Origin of the sequence: Sediminibacterium sp., from assembly GCF_030695065.1 — a bacterium.
Taxonomy (GTDB): domain Bacteria; phylum Bacteroidota; class Bacteroidia; order Chitinophagales; family Chitinophagaceae; genus Sediminibacterium.
The window spans coordinates 328,615-348,069 of the sequence record NZ_JAUYTR010000009.1 but is presented as its reverse complement, the minus strand read 5'-3'; the positions used below and the strand labels follow the sequence as shown (position 1 = coordinate 348,069).

General features: G+C 34.9%; 15 protein-coding genes. 9 read left to right on the top strand and 6 right to left on the bottom strand.

Annotated features, from left to right (window positions below; all coding sequences use genetic code 11):
* Positions 1-9: 9 nt before the first annotated feature.
* The 6 genes from rpoC (at position 10) to Q8S25_RS03770 (ending at position 9,264) form a co-directional block, all read left to right on the top strand.
* The gene (gene rpoC / locus Q8S25_RS03795) at positions 10-4,293 is read left to right on the top strand and encodes a DNA-directed RNA polymerase subunit beta' (protein ID WP_305535029.1); all 4,284 of its coding nucleotides are present in this window, start codon (positions 10-12) and stop codon (positions 4,291-4,293) included.
* Between the two features lie 106 nt (positions 4,294-4,399).
* Complete coding sequence (locus Q8S25_RS03790; protein WP_305535027.1) at positions 4,400-4,987, top strand: OmpH family outer membrane protein; 588 nt, start codon at positions 4,400-4,402, stop codon at positions 4,985-4,987.
* A gap of 60 nt (positions 4,988-5,047) precedes the next feature.
* On the top strand, positions 5,048-6,481 hold the full coding sequence (locus Q8S25_RS03785) for an APC family permease (protein ID WP_305535025.1): 1,434 nt from the start codon (positions 5,048-5,050) through the stop codon (positions 6,479-6,481).
* Between the two features lie 3 nt (positions 6,482-6,484).
* Positions 6,485-7,480, top strand: coding sequence for a bifunctional heptose 7-phosphate kinase/heptose 1-phosphate adenyltransferase (locus tag Q8S25_RS03780; protein ID WP_305535023.1), 996 nt, complete (start codon positions 6,485-6,487; stop codon positions 7,478-7,480).
* A gap of 152 nt (positions 7,481-7,632) precedes the next feature.
* Complete coding sequence (locus Q8S25_RS03775; protein WP_305535021.1) at positions 7,633-8,580, top strand: isoaspartyl peptidase/L-asparaginase family protein; 948 nt, start codon at positions 7,633-7,635, stop codon at positions 8,578-8,580.
* A 9-nt stretch (positions 8,581-8,589) separates the two neighbouring features.
* Entirely contained in the window at positions 8,590-9,264 is a 675-nt protein-coding gene (locus Q8S25_RS03770) for a 2-C-methyl-D-erythritol 4-phosphate cytidylyltransferase (protein WP_305535019.1), read from the top strand.
* A 2-nt stretch (positions 9,265-9,266) separates the two neighbouring features.
* On the opposite strand, the gene Q8S25_RS03765 is transcribed toward Q8S25_RS03770, so the two are convergent.
* Genes Q8S25_RS03765 through Q8S25_RS03740 form a run of 6 tightly spaced genes read right to left on the bottom strand, consistent with a single transcriptional unit; the run spans position 9,267 to position 16,826 of the window.
* Positions 9,267-10,184, bottom strand: coding sequence for a hypothetical protein (locus Q8S25_RS03765; protein WP_305535017.1), 918 nt, complete (start codon positions 10,182-10,184; stop codon positions 9,267-9,269).
* A gap of 6 nt (positions 10,185-10,190) precedes the next feature.
* Positions 10,191-11,597 (bottom strand): sugar transferase, encoded by a 1,407-nt coding sequence (locus Q8S25_RS03760; RefSeq protein WP_305535015.1) that lies wholly within the window; start codon positions 11,595-11,597, stop codon positions 10,191-10,193.
* 16 nt (positions 11,598-11,613) lie between these two features.
* Positions 11,614-12,588, bottom strand: a complete 975-nt coding sequence (locus Q8S25_RS03755; RefSeq protein WP_305535013.1) for a Gfo/Idh/MocA family protein — start codon at positions 12,586-12,588, stop codon at positions 11,614-11,616.
* A 59-nt stretch (positions 12,589-12,647) separates the two neighbouring features.
* Positions 12,648-14,456 carry an acyl-CoA dehydrogenase gene (locus Q8S25_RS03750; RefSeq protein ID WP_305535011.1) on the bottom strand — a complete coding sequence of 603 codons (1,809 nt, stop codon included), beginning with the start codon at positions 14,454-14,456 and terminating at the stop codon, positions 12,648-12,650.
* Positions 14,457-14,466: 10 nt separating this feature from the next.
* Positions 14,467-15,987: a zinc-binding dehydrogenase gene (locus Q8S25_RS03745; RefSeq protein ID WP_305535009.1), complete on the bottom strand. Its 1,521-nt coding sequence runs from the start codon at positions 15,985-15,987 to the stop codon at positions 14,467-14,469.
* 32 nt (positions 15,988-16,019) lie between these two features.
* Positions 16,020-16,826, bottom strand: a complete 807-nt coding sequence (locus tag Q8S25_RS03740; RefSeq protein ID WP_305535007.1) for a glycosyltransferase family 2 protein — start codon at positions 16,824-16,826, stop codon at positions 16,020-16,022.
* A 102-nt stretch (positions 16,827-16,928) separates the two neighbouring features.
* On the opposite strand from Q8S25_RS03740, the gene Q8S25_RS03735 reads away from it, so the two are divergent.
* From Q8S25_RS03735 to Q8S25_RS03725, 3 genes are all read left to right on the top strand, one after another.
* A complete protein-coding gene (locus Q8S25_RS03735) occupies positions 16,929-17,324 on the top strand; it encodes a PleD family two-component system response regulator (RefSeq protein ID WP_295186074.1) in 396 nt (131 codons plus the stop codon).
* An 18-nt stretch (positions 17,325-17,342) separates the two neighbouring features.
* Positions 17,343-18,539, top strand: coding sequence for a sugar transferase (locus Q8S25_RS03730; RefSeq protein ID WP_305535004.1), 1,197 nt, complete (start codon positions 17,343-17,345; stop codon positions 18,537-18,539).
* Between the two features lie 105 nt (positions 18,540-18,644).
* Positions 18,645-19,394 carry a TolC family protein gene (locus Q8S25_RS03725; RefSeq protein WP_305535002.1) on the top strand — a complete coding sequence of 250 codons (750 nt, stop codon included), beginning with the start codon at positions 18,645-18,647 and terminating at the stop codon, positions 19,392-19,394.
* Positions 19,395-19,455: the final 61 nt, after the last annotated feature.

Genomic DNA, 19,455 nt, shown 5'->3' with positions numbered 1-19,455 from the left:
AACCGCGATATGGCAATCAAAAGAGAAAACAAACAGCGTCCAACTTTTTCACAGATCACCATTAGTTTGGCATCACCAGACAGTATTCTGGAAAGAAGCTTTGGCGAAGTACTAAAACCTGAAACCATTAACTACCGTACGTATAAGCCTGAACGTGATGGCTTGTTCTGCGAGAGAATATTCGGACCTGTTAAAGATTACGAGTGTGCTTGTGGAAAGTATAAGCGTATTCGTTACAAGGGTATCGTATGTGATCGTTGTGGTGTGGAAGTAACAGAAAAGAAAGTGCGTCGTGAACGCATGGGTCATATTAAACTAGTAGTTCCTGTAGTTCATATTTGGTATTTCAAGAGTTTGCCTAATAAAATTGGCTATCTACTTGGAATGAGTTCTAAGAAATTAGAAACCATTATTTATTACGAGCGTTATGTAGTTATACAAGGTGGTATTAAAGAAAATCTAAACATGGGTGATCTTCTTACTGAAGAAGAATACCTTGATTTGATTGATGGTTTACCAAAAGATAACCAATACTTACCAGATGAAGATCCACAAAAATTCATTGCTAAAATGGGCGCTGAAGCAGTTCATGCCCTTTTAGAAAGAATTGATTTGGATGAATTGAGTTTCTCATTGCGTAATGCAGCAGCAACTGAAACATCTCAGCAACGTAAAGCAGATGCCCTTAAGCGTTTGAGCGTAGTAGAGTCTTTCCGTGATGCAAGCACTCGTATTACTAACCGCCCTGAGTGGATGGTAATGCAATATATTCCAGTTATTCCTCCAGAATTACGCCCGTTGGTTCCATTAGATGGTGGCCGATTTGCTTCTTCTGATTTGAATGATTTGTATCGTCGTGTAATTATTCGTAACAACCGTTTAAAGCGTTTGTTAGAGATTAAAGCGCCTGAAGTAATCTTACGTAACGAGAAGAGAATGTTGCAAGAAGCAATTGACTCTTTGTTCGATAACTCTCGTAAGTCTAATGCGGTTAAAGCAGAAGGTGGACGTGCATTGAAATCATTATCAGATGTATTAAAAGGTAAGCAAGGACGTTTCCGTCAGAACTTATTAGGAAAGCGTGTTGACTATTCTGGTCGTTCTGTAATTGTGGTAGGGCCTGAACTTAAAATACATGAGTGTGGTTTGCCAAAAGACATGGCTGCTGAATTGTTTAAGCCATTTGTTATTAGAAAATTAATTGAAAGAGGAATTGTGAAAACCGTTAAGTCTGCTAAGAAATTAGTAGATCGTAAAGAAGCGGTTATTTGGGATATCCTCGAGAATATATTGAAGGGTCACCCGGTTATGTTAAACCGTGCCCCAACACTTCACCGTCTATCTATTCAGGCTTTCCAACCTAAATTAGTAGAGGGTAAAGCTATTCAACTTCACCCATTGGTTACCTCTTCATTCAACGCCGACTTTGATGGTGACCAAATGGCTGTGCACGTTCCTTTAAGCAATGCTGCTATATTGGAAGCACAATTGTTGATGCTTTCTTCTCACAACATTTTGAACCCACAGAATGGTACTCCTATTACCCTTCCTTCTCAGGACATGGTACTTGGATTGTATTATATTACCAAGGGTAGAAAGTCTACTGAAACGGAGACCATCAAAGGTCAAGGAATGGCTTTCTATAGCATGGATGAAGTAATCATTGCTTACAATGAGAACCGTGTAGATTTACATGCAAATATTAAGGTTAAAACAAACGTACGTGAGAAAGGCGTATTGGTTAAGAAATTAATTGATACTACTGTAGGTCGTGTATTATTTAACCAGCATGTTCCTCATGAAGTTGGATTTGTAAATGCATTGCTAACTAAGAAAAGCTTAAGAGAAATTATTGGTGATATTATTAAGATCACTGATGTACCTAAGACGGCTAAATTCCTAGATGATATTAAAACACTTGGTTTCCGTATGGCATTCCGAGGTGGATTAAGCTTTAGCGTAAACGACTTGATTGTTCCTGAAATCAGAAACCAATTATTAGATAGTGCTAAGGTAGAAGTAGAAGAAGTTTGGGAAAGCTACAATATGGGTTTAATTACCAATAATGAGCGTTATAACCAAGTTATTGATATTTGGGGTAGAGTGGATATGAAAATCACCGAGTCTTTGATTCGTGAAATGACCATCGATAACCAAGGTTTCAACTCTGTATTCATGATGTTGGATTCTGGTGCTCGTGGTAGTAAAACACAGGTTAAGCAGTTGGTGGGTATTCGTGGTCTAATGGCTAAGCCTCGTAAGAGTGGTAGCTCAGGTTCTGAAGTAATTGAGAATCCAATTCTTTCTAACTTTAAAGGTGGATTGAACGTATTAGATTACTTTATCTCTACACACGGTGCTCGTAAAGGTTTGGCGGATACTGCACTTAAAACGGCGGATGCGGGTTACTTAACTCGTCGTTTAGTTGACGTATCTCAAGACGTAGTTATTTCTGAAGAAGATTGTGGAACACTTCGTGGTATTGCAACCAGTGCGTTGAAGGACAACGAAGATGTTATTGAGCCACTAGCAGATAGAATTGAAGGTCGTACATCATTACATAATGTATACCATCCAATTACCGAAGAACTAATCATTTTAGCTGGAGAAGAAATTTCATCTGATGTAGCTAAATTAATTGAAGAAGTAGGTATTGAAACCGTTGAAATTCGTTCTGTACTTACCTGCGAAAGCAAGCGTGGTGTATGTGTGAAGTGTTATGGTAAAAACTTGGCAACAGGTTACCTTGCACAGCGCGGTGATGCAGTTGGTATTATTGCTGCACAATCAATTGGAGAGCCTGGTACTCAGCTTACCTTACGTACTTTCCACGTGGGTGGTGTTGCCGGATCTGCTTCAATTGAATCTACCTTACAAGCTAAGTTTGATGGTACAATTCAGTTTGATGGTTTAAGAACTGTTGATACGGTAAACAATGATGGAACTAAATCTAAGATTGTAATTGGTCGTACGGGTGAAGTAAGAATCATGGACGTGAAAAACGACCGTTTGATGATTACCAATAACGTACCTTATGGTGCAACCTTAAATGTAAAAGATGGCGCTCAAGTTAAAAAAGGAGATGTAATCTGTACATGGGATCCGTTTAACAACGTAATAGTTGCGGAAACTTTAGGTAATATCAAGTTTGAAAATATCTTAGATGGTATCACTTACCGTGATGAGTCTGATGAGCAAACTGGTCACCGTGAGAAAGTGGTTATTGAAACCAAAGACAAAACAAAAATCCCAACTATTATTGTTGAAGGAAAAGATATTAAGCAATACAACTTACCAGTTGGTTCGCATATTGGAGTAGAAGAAGGAGATGAAGTTAAAGCAGGTCAAGTATTGGTGAAGATTCCACGTATCTTAGGTAAACTAAGAGATATCACTGGAGGTCTTCCTCGTGTAACTGAATTGTTTGAAGCTCGTAATCCAGGAAACCCTGCAATCGTTTGTGAAATTGACGGTGTTGTATCATTCGGTAATGTGAAGCGCGGTAATCGTGAGATTATTGTTGAGTCTCGTGATGGAATGGTTAAGAAATACCTGGTTCCATTGACACGCCAAATTTTGGTACAAGATGGTGACTTTGTAAAAGCTGGTACACCAATGTCTGACGGTCAAACAGCTCCTGCTGATATCTTGGCTATTAAAGGACCTTTTGCAGTTCAAGAGTATGTAGTAAATGAAATTCAGGAAGTTTACCGTTTACAGGGTGTAAAAATCAACGACAAGCACGTAGAAGTGATTGTACGTCAAATGATGAAGAAAGTAGAAATTGTAGACGCTGGAGATACTAAATTCTTAGAGGAGGACTTAGAAGATCGCTTCGACTTTATTGAAGAGAACGATAGAATCTATGATAAGAAAGTAGTAACCAATGCTGGTGAAAGCGCTAAAATGAAAGCTGGTCAAATTATCACTTTACGCGAACTAAGAGAGGAGAACTCCATCTTACGTCGTTCTGATAGACAACTAGTAGAAGTTAGAGATGCAAAACCTGCAACAGCAAGACCAGTATTATTAGGTATAACTAAAGCTTCTTTAGGCGTACAAAGCTGGATCTCTGCTGCTTCATTCCAGGAAACAACCAAAGTATTGAGTCAGGCTGCTATTCAAGGTAAAACTGATGCAATGTTAGGGCTAAAAGAAAACGTTATCACTGGTCATTTAATTCCTGCAGGTTCCGGACAAAAAGAGTTCGAGAATATGATTGTAGGAAGTAAAGAGGAATATGAAGTTCTAGCAACAACTAGAGAAGCGATGAGCTTTGATGAAGAAGAATAATCATTGATTGATTAAATATAAAAAAGTAGGAAGCGCAAGCTTCCTACTTTTTTACTGAATACCCCTTTCTATTTAAAACCGACTTTTTAAAGTAAAACTTATTCAAATGAAAAATTTTATAACTGGACTAAGCATTGCAACTGCTATTGGTGTAGCTGTTTTATTTTATTTACATTTTTCTGGAAGCAAATCTCCTGCCGCTTCAACAAGTAGCACTGTAACTGCTGGTGCTGGTGGATTTAGAATTGCCTATTTTGAGTCTGATTCTATCCAAAACAATTTCGAATATTTTAAAGAAGTACGTTCTGCACTTCAAGTTAAAGATCAGGCAAATGCCAAACAATTGAATGAGCTAAAGAATGTATTTACCAATAAATACCAAGAGTTACAACGAGTAGGTCAAAATCTTTCTCAGGCCGAGTTAGCAAGCAAACAACAAGAATTAGTTCAAATGGAACGTACTTATCAGGGTAAAGAGCAAATGATGGCCCAAGAAATGCAAGATGAGAGTTTCAAAAAATTACAAGATGTAAAGAAAAAGATAGAAGACTATTTGAAAGAATACAATAAAGACAAAGGGTTTGCTTATATTTTCTCTAGTGCACCTGAGTTTATGTATTTAAAAGACAGTGCTTTTAATATTACTGATGATTTAGTGAAAGGATTAAATAAGTTGTATCCTAAGAAGCCATAATGGTTCAATCATATTTATTATCTTCATTCCCGCCTCCTCAAAAAAGTGGCGGGATTTTTTATGGCAGAATCAACAACTTCTTTTAAACCCACGTTGGGATTGCTTGATGCAACAATGTTAGTTGCAGGCAGTATGATTGGGTCTGGTATATTTATCGTAAGTGCAGATATTACCCGAAATGTGGGTAGTGCTGGCTGGCTAATTGCAGTTTGGTTGTTAACAGGTTTTATGACCTTAACAGCAGCATTAAGTTATGGGGAATTAAGTGCCATGTTCCCCAAAGCTGGAGGGCAGTATGTTTATTTAAAGGAATCTTATAATAAGCTTACAGGTTTTTTATATGGATGGAGTTTTTTCTCGGTAATCCAAACTGGAACAATTGCAGCTGTTGGAGTTGCCTTTTGTAAGTTTGCTGCTTATTTTTTCCCTGTATTAGAAATGAATGAATCGGATGTATTGTTTTTATTAGGGCCGTTCAAAATTTATCCTGCACAATTTGTTTCTATATTCATCATTGTATTGCTTACTTATATAAACACCAAAGGTGTACAGGGAGGCAAAATGATTCAAACTGTTTTTACAGTAACTAAATTGCTTTCTTTATTTGGATTGATTGTATTTGGTTTTATACTTGGTGCAAATGCCGAAGTGTGGAATACTAATTGGACCGATGCATGGACCATGAAATCTATGACAAAAGGAACAGGGGAATTGTCCACCGCCATTATTATGCCTGTTTTAGGAGCTGGTGCATTAGGAGCAATTGCCGCTTCTATGGTTGGTTCTATCTTTAGTAGTGATGCATGGAATAATGTAACTTTTATAGCAGGCGAAATCAAGAATCCTCAAAAGAATATTGGACTAAGTTTATTCCTAGGAACATTAATAGTTACACTAATTTATGTTTCTGCAAACTTAATGTACCTAAGCGTACTTCCTTTAGATAAAATTGCTTTTGCTGAGTCAGATAGGGTAGCGGTTACTGCATCTAATATCATATTTGGGGGCATTGGTACTTATATTATTGCCGCCATGATTATGGTTTCAACTTTTGGTTGCAACAATGGATTAATTCTAGCAGGCGCAAGGGTGTATTATACAATGGCTCAAGATGGTTTGTTTTTTAAAAAAGCGGGGGAACTTAATAAGAATGCAGTTCCTGAATGGGCTTTATGGGCACAATGTATAGTTGCCTCTTTGTTGTGTTTAAGTGGTAGGTATGGAGATTTATTAGATATGGTTTCATTTATTGTTGTGATATTTTATGTGTTAACCATTGCAGGGATTTTTATCCTAAGAAAAACCCGACCAGAAATTCCACGTCCTTATAAAGCAATCGGTTATCCGATCTTACCAGCTATTTATATGATAATGGGGATTAGTTTTTGTGTGTTATTAATTATTTATAAGCCTCAATTTACTTGGCCTGGATTAATAATTACTTTACTAGGTATACCTTTGTATTATATTGCTGTTCGTAATGCCAAAAAATAGCAGATGAATTTTGATCAGTTATTTGCAAGTTTCAAAAACACCCAAGTATTAATTGTTGGTGATGTTATGTTAGATACATACTGGTGGGGTAATGTAGATCGAATTTCTCCTGAAGCTCCTGTTCCTGTGGTAGCATTAAATAGGAAAGAATATAGGGTTGGAGGTGCTGCCAATGTTGCATTAAATACGGCCTCATTAGGGGCTAACACCGCTATAATTTCAATTGTGGGCCAAGATTCAGACGGAGATCAATTGTTGCAATTAATGGAACAGAATGGAATTAATACAGAAAATATTATTCGTTCTGCCGATCGCATCACAACCAATAAAATGCGAATAATGGGAAGGAATCAGCAGATGATGAGATTGGATGCTGAAATGGTGAGTGATATAAATGAGGAATTAGAAATTCAATTATTAAAAACCGTTGAAAATTTTATTAAGAAATATAAGCCTGCCATTCTAATATTTGAAGATTACAATAAAGGTGTGCTTACCCAAAATCTAATTACAGCTATTACAAAAACCTGTAATGAACAGCAAATTTTTACAGCAGTAGATCCAAAGAAGAAAAATTTTCTTTCTTATAAAGATGTAACATTATTTAAACCCAATTTAAAAGAAGTAAAAGAGGGGCTAAATATTAATGTTGATCAAACAAATCTAGAACGAATGCAGCATATACATCATGTGCTTAAAGAAGTACTAGGGCATTCCATTTCATTAATAACATTATCTGAGAAAGGAGTTTTTTATCAACAGGAAAATAACTCGTTAATTATACCTACGCATATTAGAAATATAGCCGATGTAAGTGGAGCTGGTGATACTGTTATTGCGGTAGCTTCGTTGGTATATGCTTCAACCCAAAATATTCATTTAGCTGCCGAAATGGCTAATATTGCTGGAGGTTTGGTTTGTGAAGAAGTGGGTACAGTTGCTATTAATCAACACCAATTATTAGAAGAATGTAAAGCACTGCTTGCAACAAAAAATTAATCAAAGTTGGCAATGCATATTCGAGTTTAAATGACAATTAGTGATTTCTCAGCAAATGCGAACGAATCTTTAATTCTATCTAATGTCTGTTGATTTAATTTAGAATCTTTTTGCCTCCTTAATTTCTACTTTCGTACCTAAAATTAATTAGAATGTCGAATTTTACTATAGTAGTTCATGGCGGCGCAGGCACCATATTAAAGGAAGATATGACTTCTTCTTTAGAACTGGCTTATTCTGAAGTGTTGCAAGAAGCACTAGACAAAAGTTACATCATTTTAGAAAAAGGGGGAACAGCTGTTGATGCAGTTAAAGCTGCGCTAATTGTACTAGAAGACAATGTTTTATTTAATGCAGGTCGGGGCTCGGTTTTTACAAAAAAGGGAGTTCAAGAAATGGATGCTGCCATAATGGATGGATCCAATTTAGCAGCAGGGGCTGTATGTGGTGTTCGGAATGTGCGTAATCCTATTGAGTTGGCATCTGAAGTAATGCTTCATAGTAACCATGTTTTTTTAAGTGGTAAAGGAGCAAATGATTTTGCCATTAAGCAAGGGGTTAAATTAGAACCCGATGAATATTTTTTCTCTCAATTCCGCTACGATCAATGGAAAGCAATTCGCGATTCAGATAATTACTCATTAGATCATACTAACCATCAATTAGAGGAATTGATGAGGGATAAAAAATTTGGAACTATTGGTGCTGTAGCACTTGACGGGATGGGTAATATTGCAGCTGCAACTTCTACAGGTGGAATGACCAATAAAAAGTACGGTAGAATTGGGGATAGCCCTTTAATAGGGGCAGGTACTTATGCTAATAATAAAACTTGTGCAATTAGTTGTACAGGGCATGGAGAAATGTTTATTAGATCGGTAGCTTCATATGATGTAAGCTGTTTAATGGAATACAAAGGATGTAGTTTAGAAGAGGCAATGAATATTGTGGTTCACGATAAATTAATGGCAATACATGGTGAAGGAGGTATGATTGGGGTTGATGCCAAAGGGAATACTGCAATGGTTTTTAATAGTGCCGGTATGTATCGCGGAGTAAAAACTAGTAAAGGAGTAAATATGGTAGCAATTTATAAATAACTTGCAATCGTGCAAAAAATAGCGATTATAACTGCAGGTGGCTCAGGTGCAAGAATGGGAAGTCCAATTCCTAAGCAGTTTTTATTACTGAATGAAAAGCCTTTGTTGTGGTATACCATTCGTGCTTTTTTAGAAGCTTATCATGATATTTCCATTTTATTGGTATTGCCTAAAGATTATTTATCTGCTGGGCAAGAATTAGTAAATGAAATGGGTATTGCCAATCAAACAACCCTTGTAGTGGGTGGTTCAACACGTTTTCATTCCGTTCAAAATGGTGTTCAACTTATAAAAAATAATGCAGTGGTTTTTGTGCATGATGGGGTGAGATGTTTAATAACGCCTCATTTAATCATTCGATGTTTTGAGCAAACAATTGAAAAAGGTTCTGCTATTCCTGCTGTCACATGCACAGATAGCGTTAGAATAATTAATAATCAGTCTCATTCTGCTATTAATCGAGATCAGGTTAAAATAATACAGACACCACAAACATTTTTGTCTTCTATTTTAATACCTGCTTTCAATCAACCCTATCAGTCAGATTTTACCGACGAAGCTACCGTTGTTGAGGCTTCAGGAGAATCAGTCCATTTGATTGATGGCGAGTACAGTAATATAAAAATAACTAGACCTGCAGACCTATTAGTTGCAAATGCAATCTTAGCAGAGAGAATAAAATAATATTAAGGTATTAGAGATAACGGGAAGGGTAATTTATTGTAATGCCAGAGATAATAAATTTCTTCGTAGCATCCGAATCCTTCATAAAAATGTTTAATTCCAGGAATTGAAGAGCCCTCAAAATCAAGTGTCAATTTTTTTTCAGAAAACTCTTGAATTACATGATGAAATAATAAGTGATTCGCTTTTTCATTTCTTCCCATTTCACTAGTTGCATTCATTATGTTGTAAATGCGTTTCCCATCTTTTAAAAATAGTGCAGACGATAGTAAGTTTCCTTGATCATTTATTACTGCTCTTGTAAAGCAATTTTGGTTGAATTTTAAAATGGAATTGCAATAGTCATTTAGTCTTTGATAATTTGATGCCGCTATATGTGGTGTTTTAGCCCCATTAATTAATTGGTAAAAAGAAATAGCTTTTTCTATTGGTATGATTTCAGAATAAATCAACCCATTGTTAATTGCTTTTTGTGCATTTTGTGTATGGTCTTTTCTAAACATCAATTTAATTTCATTAAATGGACGTTCTAAATTTAATAGTAAGTTTGGTTTGGGGTAGGCTTGAACTATTTTTGCAGTTATACTATTGCCAGCATTTAACAAAATACTCCCATATCTATAGGTAGAATATATCCTTTTAACCACTCTTTCTGTATGCTCCTCTAATGGAGCACCAATAAAACCTAGCTGTTGTGTAAATGCAGGTGTGTATGCATATTTTATACCCGCTTTGGTTCTCCAAGTAATGGGCATTATGGTTTCGTAATTATTAATGATTAAGGCATCCCAATGATCTGCAACAAAGTCTAAATAATTGTATTGTGCATAGATTAACCCATTCGATGATGCTGAAACCAGATGATTCCACTTTTCTTTATTAATTTGATTTGATGGTAATATTTCAATTTTATATTTCAAGTATGCTTATTTTCCTTTTCCCGAGAGTATAATTCTAAGCGTATGCATTAATATTTTAAAGTCTAGTAATATTGAAGCATTTTCAACATAGATTAAATCGTATTGCATTCGATCTAACATTTCATCTAAGGTAGATGCATATCCAAATTGTACCATTCCCCAAGAAGTAAGACCAGGTTTTGCTTTTAGTAAATACCTGTAATAAGGTGATTTTTTTAATAACAAATCAATATAGGTTTTTCTTTCTGGTCTTGGCCCCACTAAGCTCATGTCTCCTCTTAGTATATTCCATAGTTGTGGTAATTCATCTAGTCTCCATTTTCTCATGAATTTTCCCCATGGGGTTATTCTTGGATCATGGTCGCTTGATAGTGCAGGGCCATCTTGCTCAGCATTTTCATACATGCTTCTAAACTTATAAATGATAAATGGTTCACCCCTAAAACCAATACGTTCCTGCTTGTATATAGCTCCGCCCTTAGTGCTAAAGGCAGTCCTTAAAGCTAAATATAACATTAATGGGCTTAATAGAATTAGGCCAAATATTGCTACAATTAAATCCATTAAGCGCTTAATATGTTGCTCTTCTGGCGACATAGCTGCAGTTTGAATATCCATTAACATAGCGCCTAAAACATTACTGGTTTTGACTGAGCCAGCTAATATGTCAATTGTATCAGGTACCATTTTAATATCAATCTCTTTTTCAGTTAAAGCACTTACTAATTCCTCAATTATTTGTTTGTCTTTTTTTTCAATCGAAATAATAACTCTTTCAATTTGATGTTCTTCAACAATTTTCTTAATCAATTGAACTGGCCCTAGGTGTGGTATCCATTTAGATAATCCATTTTTTGAATCCTCTCCATAAACTGAAACAAATCCAACTGTTTTAAAGCCTAAGTATTTAAAGTTTCGATTAAGCGCTTCGAATACTTTTATTGCATTGCTATTATTTCCAGCGATTAACGTTTTAAAATATACTTCCCCTCTTTTAAGTGTTTTTTTAGTTTGAAACAATAAGAGTGTTCTAGCACTTGCAACTAGTAAAAATTGTAAAATAAAATAAACAAAAAACTGATTGGCAAATACAATATGACTATAACTTGGAAAGAAGTACAATAATAGTGTCCCTAACATTGAATGCAATAAGGTTGCAGTTAGTTCGCTCAGTCTAGATTTATCGTATAGAGACCTATTGTAACTTCCAGTGATAAAGTAAAAGCAAATCCAAAATATTGGGATAAGGATTAAACTTAGGATAGTATCGACCCCAACAATTTTAATCTCTAAAAAAGATAAGGAACTATGGTTTTTTTCAGGGTAAATTAGAAAATACACTATCAGTACAACCAAGGATAAAACGAAATCGCTAAGTATGTATAAACTAATATTTCTTCTTCTGGTTTGCATACTTTCTTAATAATAATTAAACCAGTATGCTGGTATTGTTTATTTTTTCTAAAATTTGATGAGCTACTTCCATAGCAAGATATCCATCAATTTCATTTACCTGAGTTGGCTTGTTATTTAATATTGCATCTACAAATGAAGTTAACTCTAACTTTATTGCATTTAATGGCTCAATAGAAGGTGTTGCAATCGCAATGGTTTTTTTCCCATTTGGGGTATCAATATCAAATGAAAATACATTCTCATCTTCAGGTTGCTTAAGCTTAATAATTTCAGTCTTCTTTTCTAAAAAGTCGATTCCTATATAAGCGTCTTTTTGAAAAAGACGCATCTTTCTCATTTTTTTCATGCTAATTCTACTACTAGTTAAATTAGCTACACAACCATTATTGAATTCAATTCTTACATTAGCAATATCCGGTGTTTCTGTCATTACCGCAACTCCACTTGCTGCTATACTTTTAACATCACTTTTTACCAAACTCAAAATAATGTCTATATCATGAATCATTAAATCTAAAATCACGCTTACTTCAGTTCCTCTAGGATTAAATTGCGCCAATCTATGAACTTCAATAAACATTGGGTTTAAATTGAGGTCCTTTACCGCTAAATAGGCAGGATTAAATCTTTCAACGTGGCCTACTTGTAATTTTACATTAGCCTCTCTAACCATATTTACAAGGTTTTTACCTTCTTGTAAAGTATGGGTGATTGGTTTTTCTACAAAAACATGTTTACCTTTTCTAACTGCTTTCATGCATATATCGTAGTGTTGATTGGTAGGAGTAATCACATCAATGATATCACAAGCATCCATTAGCTTGTCTTCATCCATATATCGCTTAAGGCCATATTTTTCAGTTACCTCTTTAGCATTGTCATTGTTCGGGTCAAAAAATCCGACCAACTTAATCCCTTCAATTTCTTTCCAATTGTTTAGGTGGAATTTACCTAAGTGACCTACTCCAAAAACGCCTACTTTCAACATAAATTATTGTATCAAATGATTGGTAAATATAAATAAATCAACACCCATATTGCAAAATATCAATGGAATGCCTCAAAATTGCTAATGAAAGTTAATTCAGATTCTTCAAGTAACGTGGAAGCACATGCTGCTGCATGTGGCATTTCATACTTAAAGAAAAATTGACAAGTATGAATTTTTCCTTCATAAAAGGCGCTATTATTAGCGGGGATAGTACCAGATTTCAATAATTCCGCAGCTTTTGATGCCATTTTAAGCCATTGCCAGCCAATTACACTATAGCTCATCATCTCTAAAAATACAGTAGCATCAGCAAGGTATTTTTCAATTTTGCCTTCTACTAAATATTTATTCAAGTGTTTAATGATCCAATTAATTCTAGATAGTTCATTATTCAATGAGTCAGCGTTCTTTTTTAACGTATCGAACTGACTGGCATTTTTTATAGATAGTTGAATTTCATCTAATAAAAGTTGTAAGGCTTTCCCTTTTTCCATTAATACTTTCCTGCCTAATAAATCGATTGATTGAATACCAGTGGTTCCTTCATACAAAGACATGATTTTTAAATCTCTATAATGTTGTTGTACAGGAAAATCAGTTGTAAAACCATAACCTCCTAATGTTTGAATTGCTAAAGCTGCAGATCTACTGCCTTGTTCTGATGGATAGCTTTTTACAATAGGAGTTAAAATTTCTAATAAAAATAGGTACTTATTTTTTTCTGCCTCATCATTGCTTGAATGATATAAGTCGTAGAGTTTATTACATTCAATTCCTAATGATATAGATCCCTCGGAAATGGCTTTTTGAGTAAACAACATTCTTTGAATATCGGCATGCTGAATAATATTTACAGGAGGTTTGTTTGGGTCTTTTTCACTTGGTAATCTGCCTTGTGGGCGTTCGGTGCAATATTGAAGGGAAGCTTGATAGGCTGCCATAGCTACCGATGCTGCGCAAAGGCCAACACTTATTCTTGCGCCATTCATCATTTGAAACATATAACTCAATCCTTTATGTGGTTCTCCCACTAAATACCCAATACAGTTATTATTGTCACCAAATGAAAGGTGAGTGGTGGCATATCCTCTTTGCCCCATTTTTTGAAAATCACCTGCGCAATAAACATCGTTATATACTAAGCTGCCATCTTTATTTGGCCTGAATTTTGGAACAATAAAGAGAGAGATGCCTTTTACTCCAGCTGGTGCACCCTCTATTCTTGCAAGTGTGAGATGAATAAAATTTTCGCATGCTTCATGTTGTCCGCCAGAAATAAATATTTTTTGTCCTTTTATTAAGTAACTGTTTTCAGATAATGGTTTTGCAGAAGTGGTAATATCCGTTAAAGAACTTCCCGCTTGTGGTTCTGTAAGTGCCATTGTTCCTTGCCATTCGCCTGAATATATTTTTGGAACGTATTGTTCCAATTGTTCAATATTTCCAAAGCTGGTTATTAGTCCGGCTGCTCCTGCAGATAATCCTAAATAACCTTGTACTCCGTTATTGGCAGCTTGAAATAAATGATGGGCTGTACCAAAAATCATTTCGGGTAATTGCATACCGCCGTGTTCAAACATTGCGCTACCTCCAATCCAACCTTGTTCTGCTGCCTTGTTGATCATTTTCTTTAGGGCTGGATGAGTCACAACATTTCCTTTGCCATCATAAGTAGCTGGGGTTGTATCCATTTCTTTAAAAAATGGGGCAAATTCTTGGTCGGCCAATTGCTTTGCTGATTCAATCATCATCCATGCTTGTTCTTCATTTAAATGAGCAAAACGTTCACGTGTAAATAATTCATTAATGGGGTGAACTTTAAATAATAGGAATTTCAAGAATTCCATATTTGTATACTTAGCCATTGCTAAAAATTTAATTGATGATACTGATTATTTCTGCAACATAAGCAGGCTTTTCAATTCCTTCTATTTCTATGATGCAGCTTAAAAATAATTTTATTGAGCCATTAGATTGAGATTCCACATTCTCTAAAATAGCTTTTAATCTTATATTATCATTTACCTTAACAGGATTAATGAAACGAGCTTTATTTAATCCGTAATTGTAAAACGAATTCACTTCATTTAATTCTATCAATTCAAAAAGTAAATGTGAAACCATTGACATAGTAAGGTATCCATGCGCAACTGTTTTTCCTTCAGGTAAATATTTAGCTGCTTTTACTTCATCTATATGTACCCACTGGTTGTCTTGTGTTGTAGAAGCAAAATCATTAATCATTTTTTGTGTTATAGTTATCCATTTCCCAGGTCCAATGTTACTTCCAATAAATTGATGAATCGCATCCTTACCATTAATGATTAGTTTATGGCCATCATTGCTTGATTTATTTGTCTTTTTGGTTAGTTCACTCGAATTAATACCATTATTTATAGTAGGAGAGCTGAATTGTTCTGCTTTAATTTGAATAACCGCTTTCCCGTTAATTTTCCTTTGAATCATATCATCTATCGCTTTCGGTGCCTCTTCAAGAGAATAGATTTGATGAATATGTTGCTTTAATTTTCCTTGTAAAATCCACTGTATAATTTGAATAAAATTTGTGTTGTTTGAATTGGACTCTTTTTCGGCAAATGAACCCCAAAAAATTCCATGCACTGAGCATCCTTTAAGTAAAGCAAGGTTAAATGGGATTTGTGGTATAATTCCAGAGGCAAAACCTACTATCAAATAATGACCATTCCACGATACACTTTTTAATGCTTCTTCTGCTAAAGGTCCTCCAATGGTATCAACAACAACTTCAACTCCTCTATTGCTGGTAATTTCTTTAATCTTGTCTCTAAGATTTTCAGTACTATAATCTATGGTTTCATCCGCAGCCAACATTTTACAATAGGCTAATTTTTCTTTGTTTGATGCAGCAGCAATTACACTTGCTCCCATTAACTTGGCTATCATGATGGCTGCGGATCCAACACCACCACCAGCTCCCAATACCAATACAGTTTGACCTGCTTTTAATTGTGCTTTATTTTTTAAAGCATAAAATGCTGTTCCAAAAGTATACATACAGATGGAGGCATTTAACATGTCTAAGCTTGAAGGAATAGGAAATACATGGGTAGCTTTTACACATACCTGTTCTGCCATTCCGCCCCAACCACAAAGTGCAACCACTCTGTCACCCACTTTGAAATTATTCACCCTTCGGCCAATATGGCTAACAATTCCAGCTATTTCGCCTCCCGGAGAAAAGGGTAGTGGCGGTTTAAATTGGTATTTGTTTTGAATTATGAGGGTGTCGGGGAAATTAACCCCACAATAATGGACATCAATTAAAACTTGATCTTCTCCAATTTCAGGGATTTTTGTTTCAATTAATTTTAATAATTCAGGGCCTCCATATTGGGAGCAAATAATCGCTTTCATAAGTGCAGTTAATGTACAACCATTCCTGCAATTTATAGCCCAATCATTCTTTTAAGTCTTTTGATTGTTCCTTTTAAAAGTCCCCCATCAATTTGGATTCTTCTATCGGTTGTCCAAACCAAGGCTTTAATATTGGTAACATAAAAGAGTTTCCCGTATCCTTTTTCTCTTAATTTCAGGGCTAACCATCCGTCTTCATTAGTGCCCGGTGGGTGATTAAATCCATCAACAGTAAGGCCTTGTTCTCTCCTAAAACCAGAGTTAAAGCCGTAGGCATTCATTGCTTCATCCCTAAATATTTTATTGATCCATCTCATTAAATCAGCAAAATATTCATAAAAAAAGTAGGTAAATCTACCAGTGTTCCCAATCGGAATAAATGAGAATCTTCCATAAACAGAACAAATATTATTGTCATTGGCCAAAGGTTTTACCATTTCCTCAATCCAATCTTTTGGGTATATAGTATCTGCATCAGCGTTAAGTATATATATGCCTTTAGCTACAGCCAAACCAGCATTCCTAGCATTGGTTATGCCTTGTTGAGTTTCTCTAATACAAGGAATACCAGCAGAAAGGACCATTTCCTCTGTTTTATCTTTTGAATTATTGTTCACAACAATTATTTCTACAGGCCATTGGGTTTCATTATTACTTAATGATAATAGGGTTTGTAAAATATTGGCTTCCTCATTATAAGCAGGCATAACAATGGATACAACTGGCTCACCCTTTGATAAAATATGGTATCTTTCTTTAATCAAAGCGCTTGTACTAGCATCTGTGGGATTAGTGTTGAATAATTGATTAATATACTGGGGGATTGAAATGGGTCTCATGAATTTTAAAAATTAAGCATCAGAATGAATAAAAACTATATAAATTCGCTTATTACATATTTAAATATATTTAGATTTCTTACATTAGCAAAATTTTAAAATATGGCATTCACCGATTCTGATACTTTAAAAATTGTTGTGGTTGAAGATGAGATGACCATGCAATTGATTTTAAAAAAATATTTAAGTACCCATTATCAAGTAGAAATATTTAAAGATGGGGTTGATGCAATGGCTTTTTTACAACAGGGTAATGTGCCAGATTTAATAATCTCCGATTTAAATACTCCAGTTATGGGGGGGCTTGCATTAACTAAGCAACTTCGTGCTAGTGATTTTTTTAATGCTATTCCAATTATTATTCTGTCTGGTGAAGAAAGCTCAGAAATGATTATTCAATGTTTGGAAGCAGGAGCAGATGATTACCTAGTAAAACCCTTCAATCCAAAAGAACTCGAAGCAAGACTTAGAGTGGTTTTACGTAGGATTAGAAAATAATTTCACCAAATTGCTACAATGAACACCCAACTACCTCCCCAAGATCAAGTTATTGTACTTCTCAATTGTGATGACATTATATTTAGTATTTTTTCACAAGCAAATTTGGGAGGAAGAGAACTCAAAAGATTTGCTAACCCTCTTCTTTTTTTTGCTGATTGGGAAAAAAATAAATTCAATCTTGTAGCCATTGTTTCGCAAAGCGAAGTCTTAGGTACTGGGGGCATCTCATTATTGGAAACCTTAGTAAGTAAGAAGAATATAGCAGTTCCCTTTTTTTTAATTAGTCAGCAATTAAGTGAAAGCACCGTCAAAATGACTTTAAAAGCGGGTGTTGCAGATGTTTTTAAGCTACCCATTAAAAAAGAAAATATTGAAATAAGAATCCCTTTTTTGATTGATAAATGGAGTCAATTAAAACATACCAATAATGTATTAGATTTTCATAAATATAAAACCCCATTTATAAAAAGGGTTTTTGATATTTTCTTTGCTGGCTTAGCATTGTTAATGCTTTCTCCACTTCTACTCATTATTTGTATTTTGCTGAGGTTAGAGTCGAAAGGTCCTATTTTTTATTATGCATTAAGGGTAGGTTCTGGTTATAGAACGTTTAAGTTTTATAAGTTTAGGTCTATGTATGTGAATGCCGACAAGCGTTTGAAGGATTTGAAGCATTTAAATCAATATGCACCTAGCGCTGATGATACAATTGCTAAAGCCGAAGAAGAGGAGTATTTATGCGATGAGTGTAAAGCAGCTGGAACAGGATGTAGGTTCCCTATTTATTCTGATACGATTCAATGGTGCGAAAAACAATACAGTGAAAATAGAAAGGCAAAAGCAGGGTCAGCCTTTTTTAAATTAAAAGACGACCCTCGAATTACCAAAGTAGGTAAGTTCATTCGAAATAGCAGTATTGATGAATTACCTCAGTTATGGAATGTGATTATTGGTGATATGAGCATAGTCGGAAATAGGCCTTTGCCTTTGTATGAAGCTGAAAAATTGACTACCGATAAATATGCTATGCGTTTTATGGCACCAGCTGGGATTACTGGATTATGGCAAGTTGAGAAAAGAGGAAAGGGAGAAATGTCTGAAGAAGAAAGATTAATGTTAGATAACAAATACGCAGAAAATCATAGTTTTTGGTACGATATTAAATTGATTCTAAGAACGATACCCGCGTTATTACAAAAAGAATCTGTGTAAGCTTTTGCTGATTTCTTTTAACTTCTTGTTTTTTTATTCATTTATTGAATAAAGTGGGGATATCTAAGGCCTTGGTTTTAACTATATTATTTATCTTTAATCTTTATGAAAATCATTGGTTTAGATATAAATAATGCCTTTTCACCGTATTCTAAATTCGGTTATTTGTTTCATGCCTCTAAAAAGGGTTGCCTTAGTTTACTATTTGCTTGTTTGTTGTTACTCAATACAAAGGAATCTTCTGCTCAAGAGTCTATGATTCCAGAATTGTCTTACCCCTTTTTAGAGAAACTTATTTATTCCGCAAAACAAAATTATCCTTTGATGGCGGCAAATTTGCGGAAGGTCAATTTTGCCAATTATAATCTTAAAAAAGCCAAACTTTCCTGGTTTGATTTTTTTACATTATCCGCTTTTTATAGCCCTAGCACTTCTGTTACATTAACCAATGCTACATTAACTGGGGTTCAAATTGGTCTGTTCATCAATTTTAGCAATATTATCCAGAAACCCACCCTTATCAAGCAATCACGAGAAGAATTGGCAATAGCCCAATTAACTGCTGACCAATATGTAATAACCTTAGAAACAGACGTGAAAAATAGGTATTTTAGGTATATGCAAGCTTTAAGTGTATTAAGGGTGCAAAATCAGAACGCCATTGATATTGAAGCATTGTTTAAACAGATAAAATTTAAATACGAAAGGGGGGAGGAAACATTGGAGAATTATACAAAACTAATGATTCAAAATGCCGATCAGAAGCAAAAAATAATTGATGCGGAAAGCACAGTTTTAATTGCTAAGACCACATTAGAAGAATTAGTTGGGAAAAAATTGGAAGAGATAAAGTAAATGGAATTACAGAAGTTTTTATTACTGCTATACAAAAGGAAATATATACTGGTCATTGTTC

Excerpts from the sequence above, each read along its gene's own strand:
- Q8S25_RS03755 (WP_305535013.1), bottom strand. The coding sequence starts at position 12,588 with ATGTTGAAAGTAGGCGTTTTTGGAGTAGGTCACTTAGGTAAATTCCAC.
- Q8S25_RS03725 (WP_305535002.1), top strand. The coding sequence starts at position 18,645 with ATGAAAATCATTGGTTTAGATATAAATAATGCCTTTTCACCGTATTCT.
- Q8S25_RS03730 (WP_305535004.1), top strand. The coding sequence starts at position 17,343 with ATGAACACCCAACTACCTCCCCAAGATCAAGTTATTGTACTTCTCAAT.
- Q8S25_RS03740 (WP_305535007.1), bottom strand. The coding sequence starts at position 16,826 with ATGAGACCCATTTCAATCCCCCAGTATATTAATCAATTATTCAACACT.
- Q8S25_RS03780 (WP_305535023.1), top strand. The coding sequence starts at position 6,485 with ATGAATTTTGATCAGTTATTTGCAAGTTTCAAAAACACCCAAGTATTA.
- Q8S25_RS03735 (WP_295186074.1), top strand. The coding sequence starts at position 16,929 with ATGGCATTCACCGATTCTGATACTTTAAAAATTGTTGTGGTTGAAGAT.
- Q8S25_RS03745 (WP_305535009.1), bottom strand. The coding sequence starts at position 15,987 with ATGAAAGCGATTATTTGCTCCCAATATGGAGGCCCTGAATTATTAAAA.
- Q8S25_RS03760 (WP_305535015.1), bottom strand. The coding sequence starts at position 11,597 with ATGCAAACCAGAAGAAGAAATATTAGTTTATACATACTTAGCGATTTC.
- Q8S25_RS03785 (WP_305535025.1), top strand. The coding sequence starts at position 5,048 with ATGGCAGAATCAACAACTTCTTTTAAACCCACGTTGGGATTGCTTGAT.
- Q8S25_RS03790 (WP_305535027.1), top strand. The coding sequence starts at position 4,400 with ATGAAAAATTTTATAACTGGACTAAGCATTGCAACTGCTATTGGTGTA.
- Q8S25_RS03750 (WP_305535011.1), bottom strand. The coding sequence starts at position 14,456 with ATGGCTAAGTATACAAATATGGAATTCTTGAAATTCCTATTATTTAAA.
- Q8S25_RS03775 (WP_305535021.1), top strand. The coding sequence starts at position 7,633 with ATGTCGAATTTTACTATAGTAGTTCATGGCGGCGCAGGCACCATATTA.
- rpoC (WP_305535029.1), top strand. The coding sequence starts at position 10 with ATGGCAATCAAAAGAGAAAACAAACAGCGTCCAACTTTTTCACAGATC.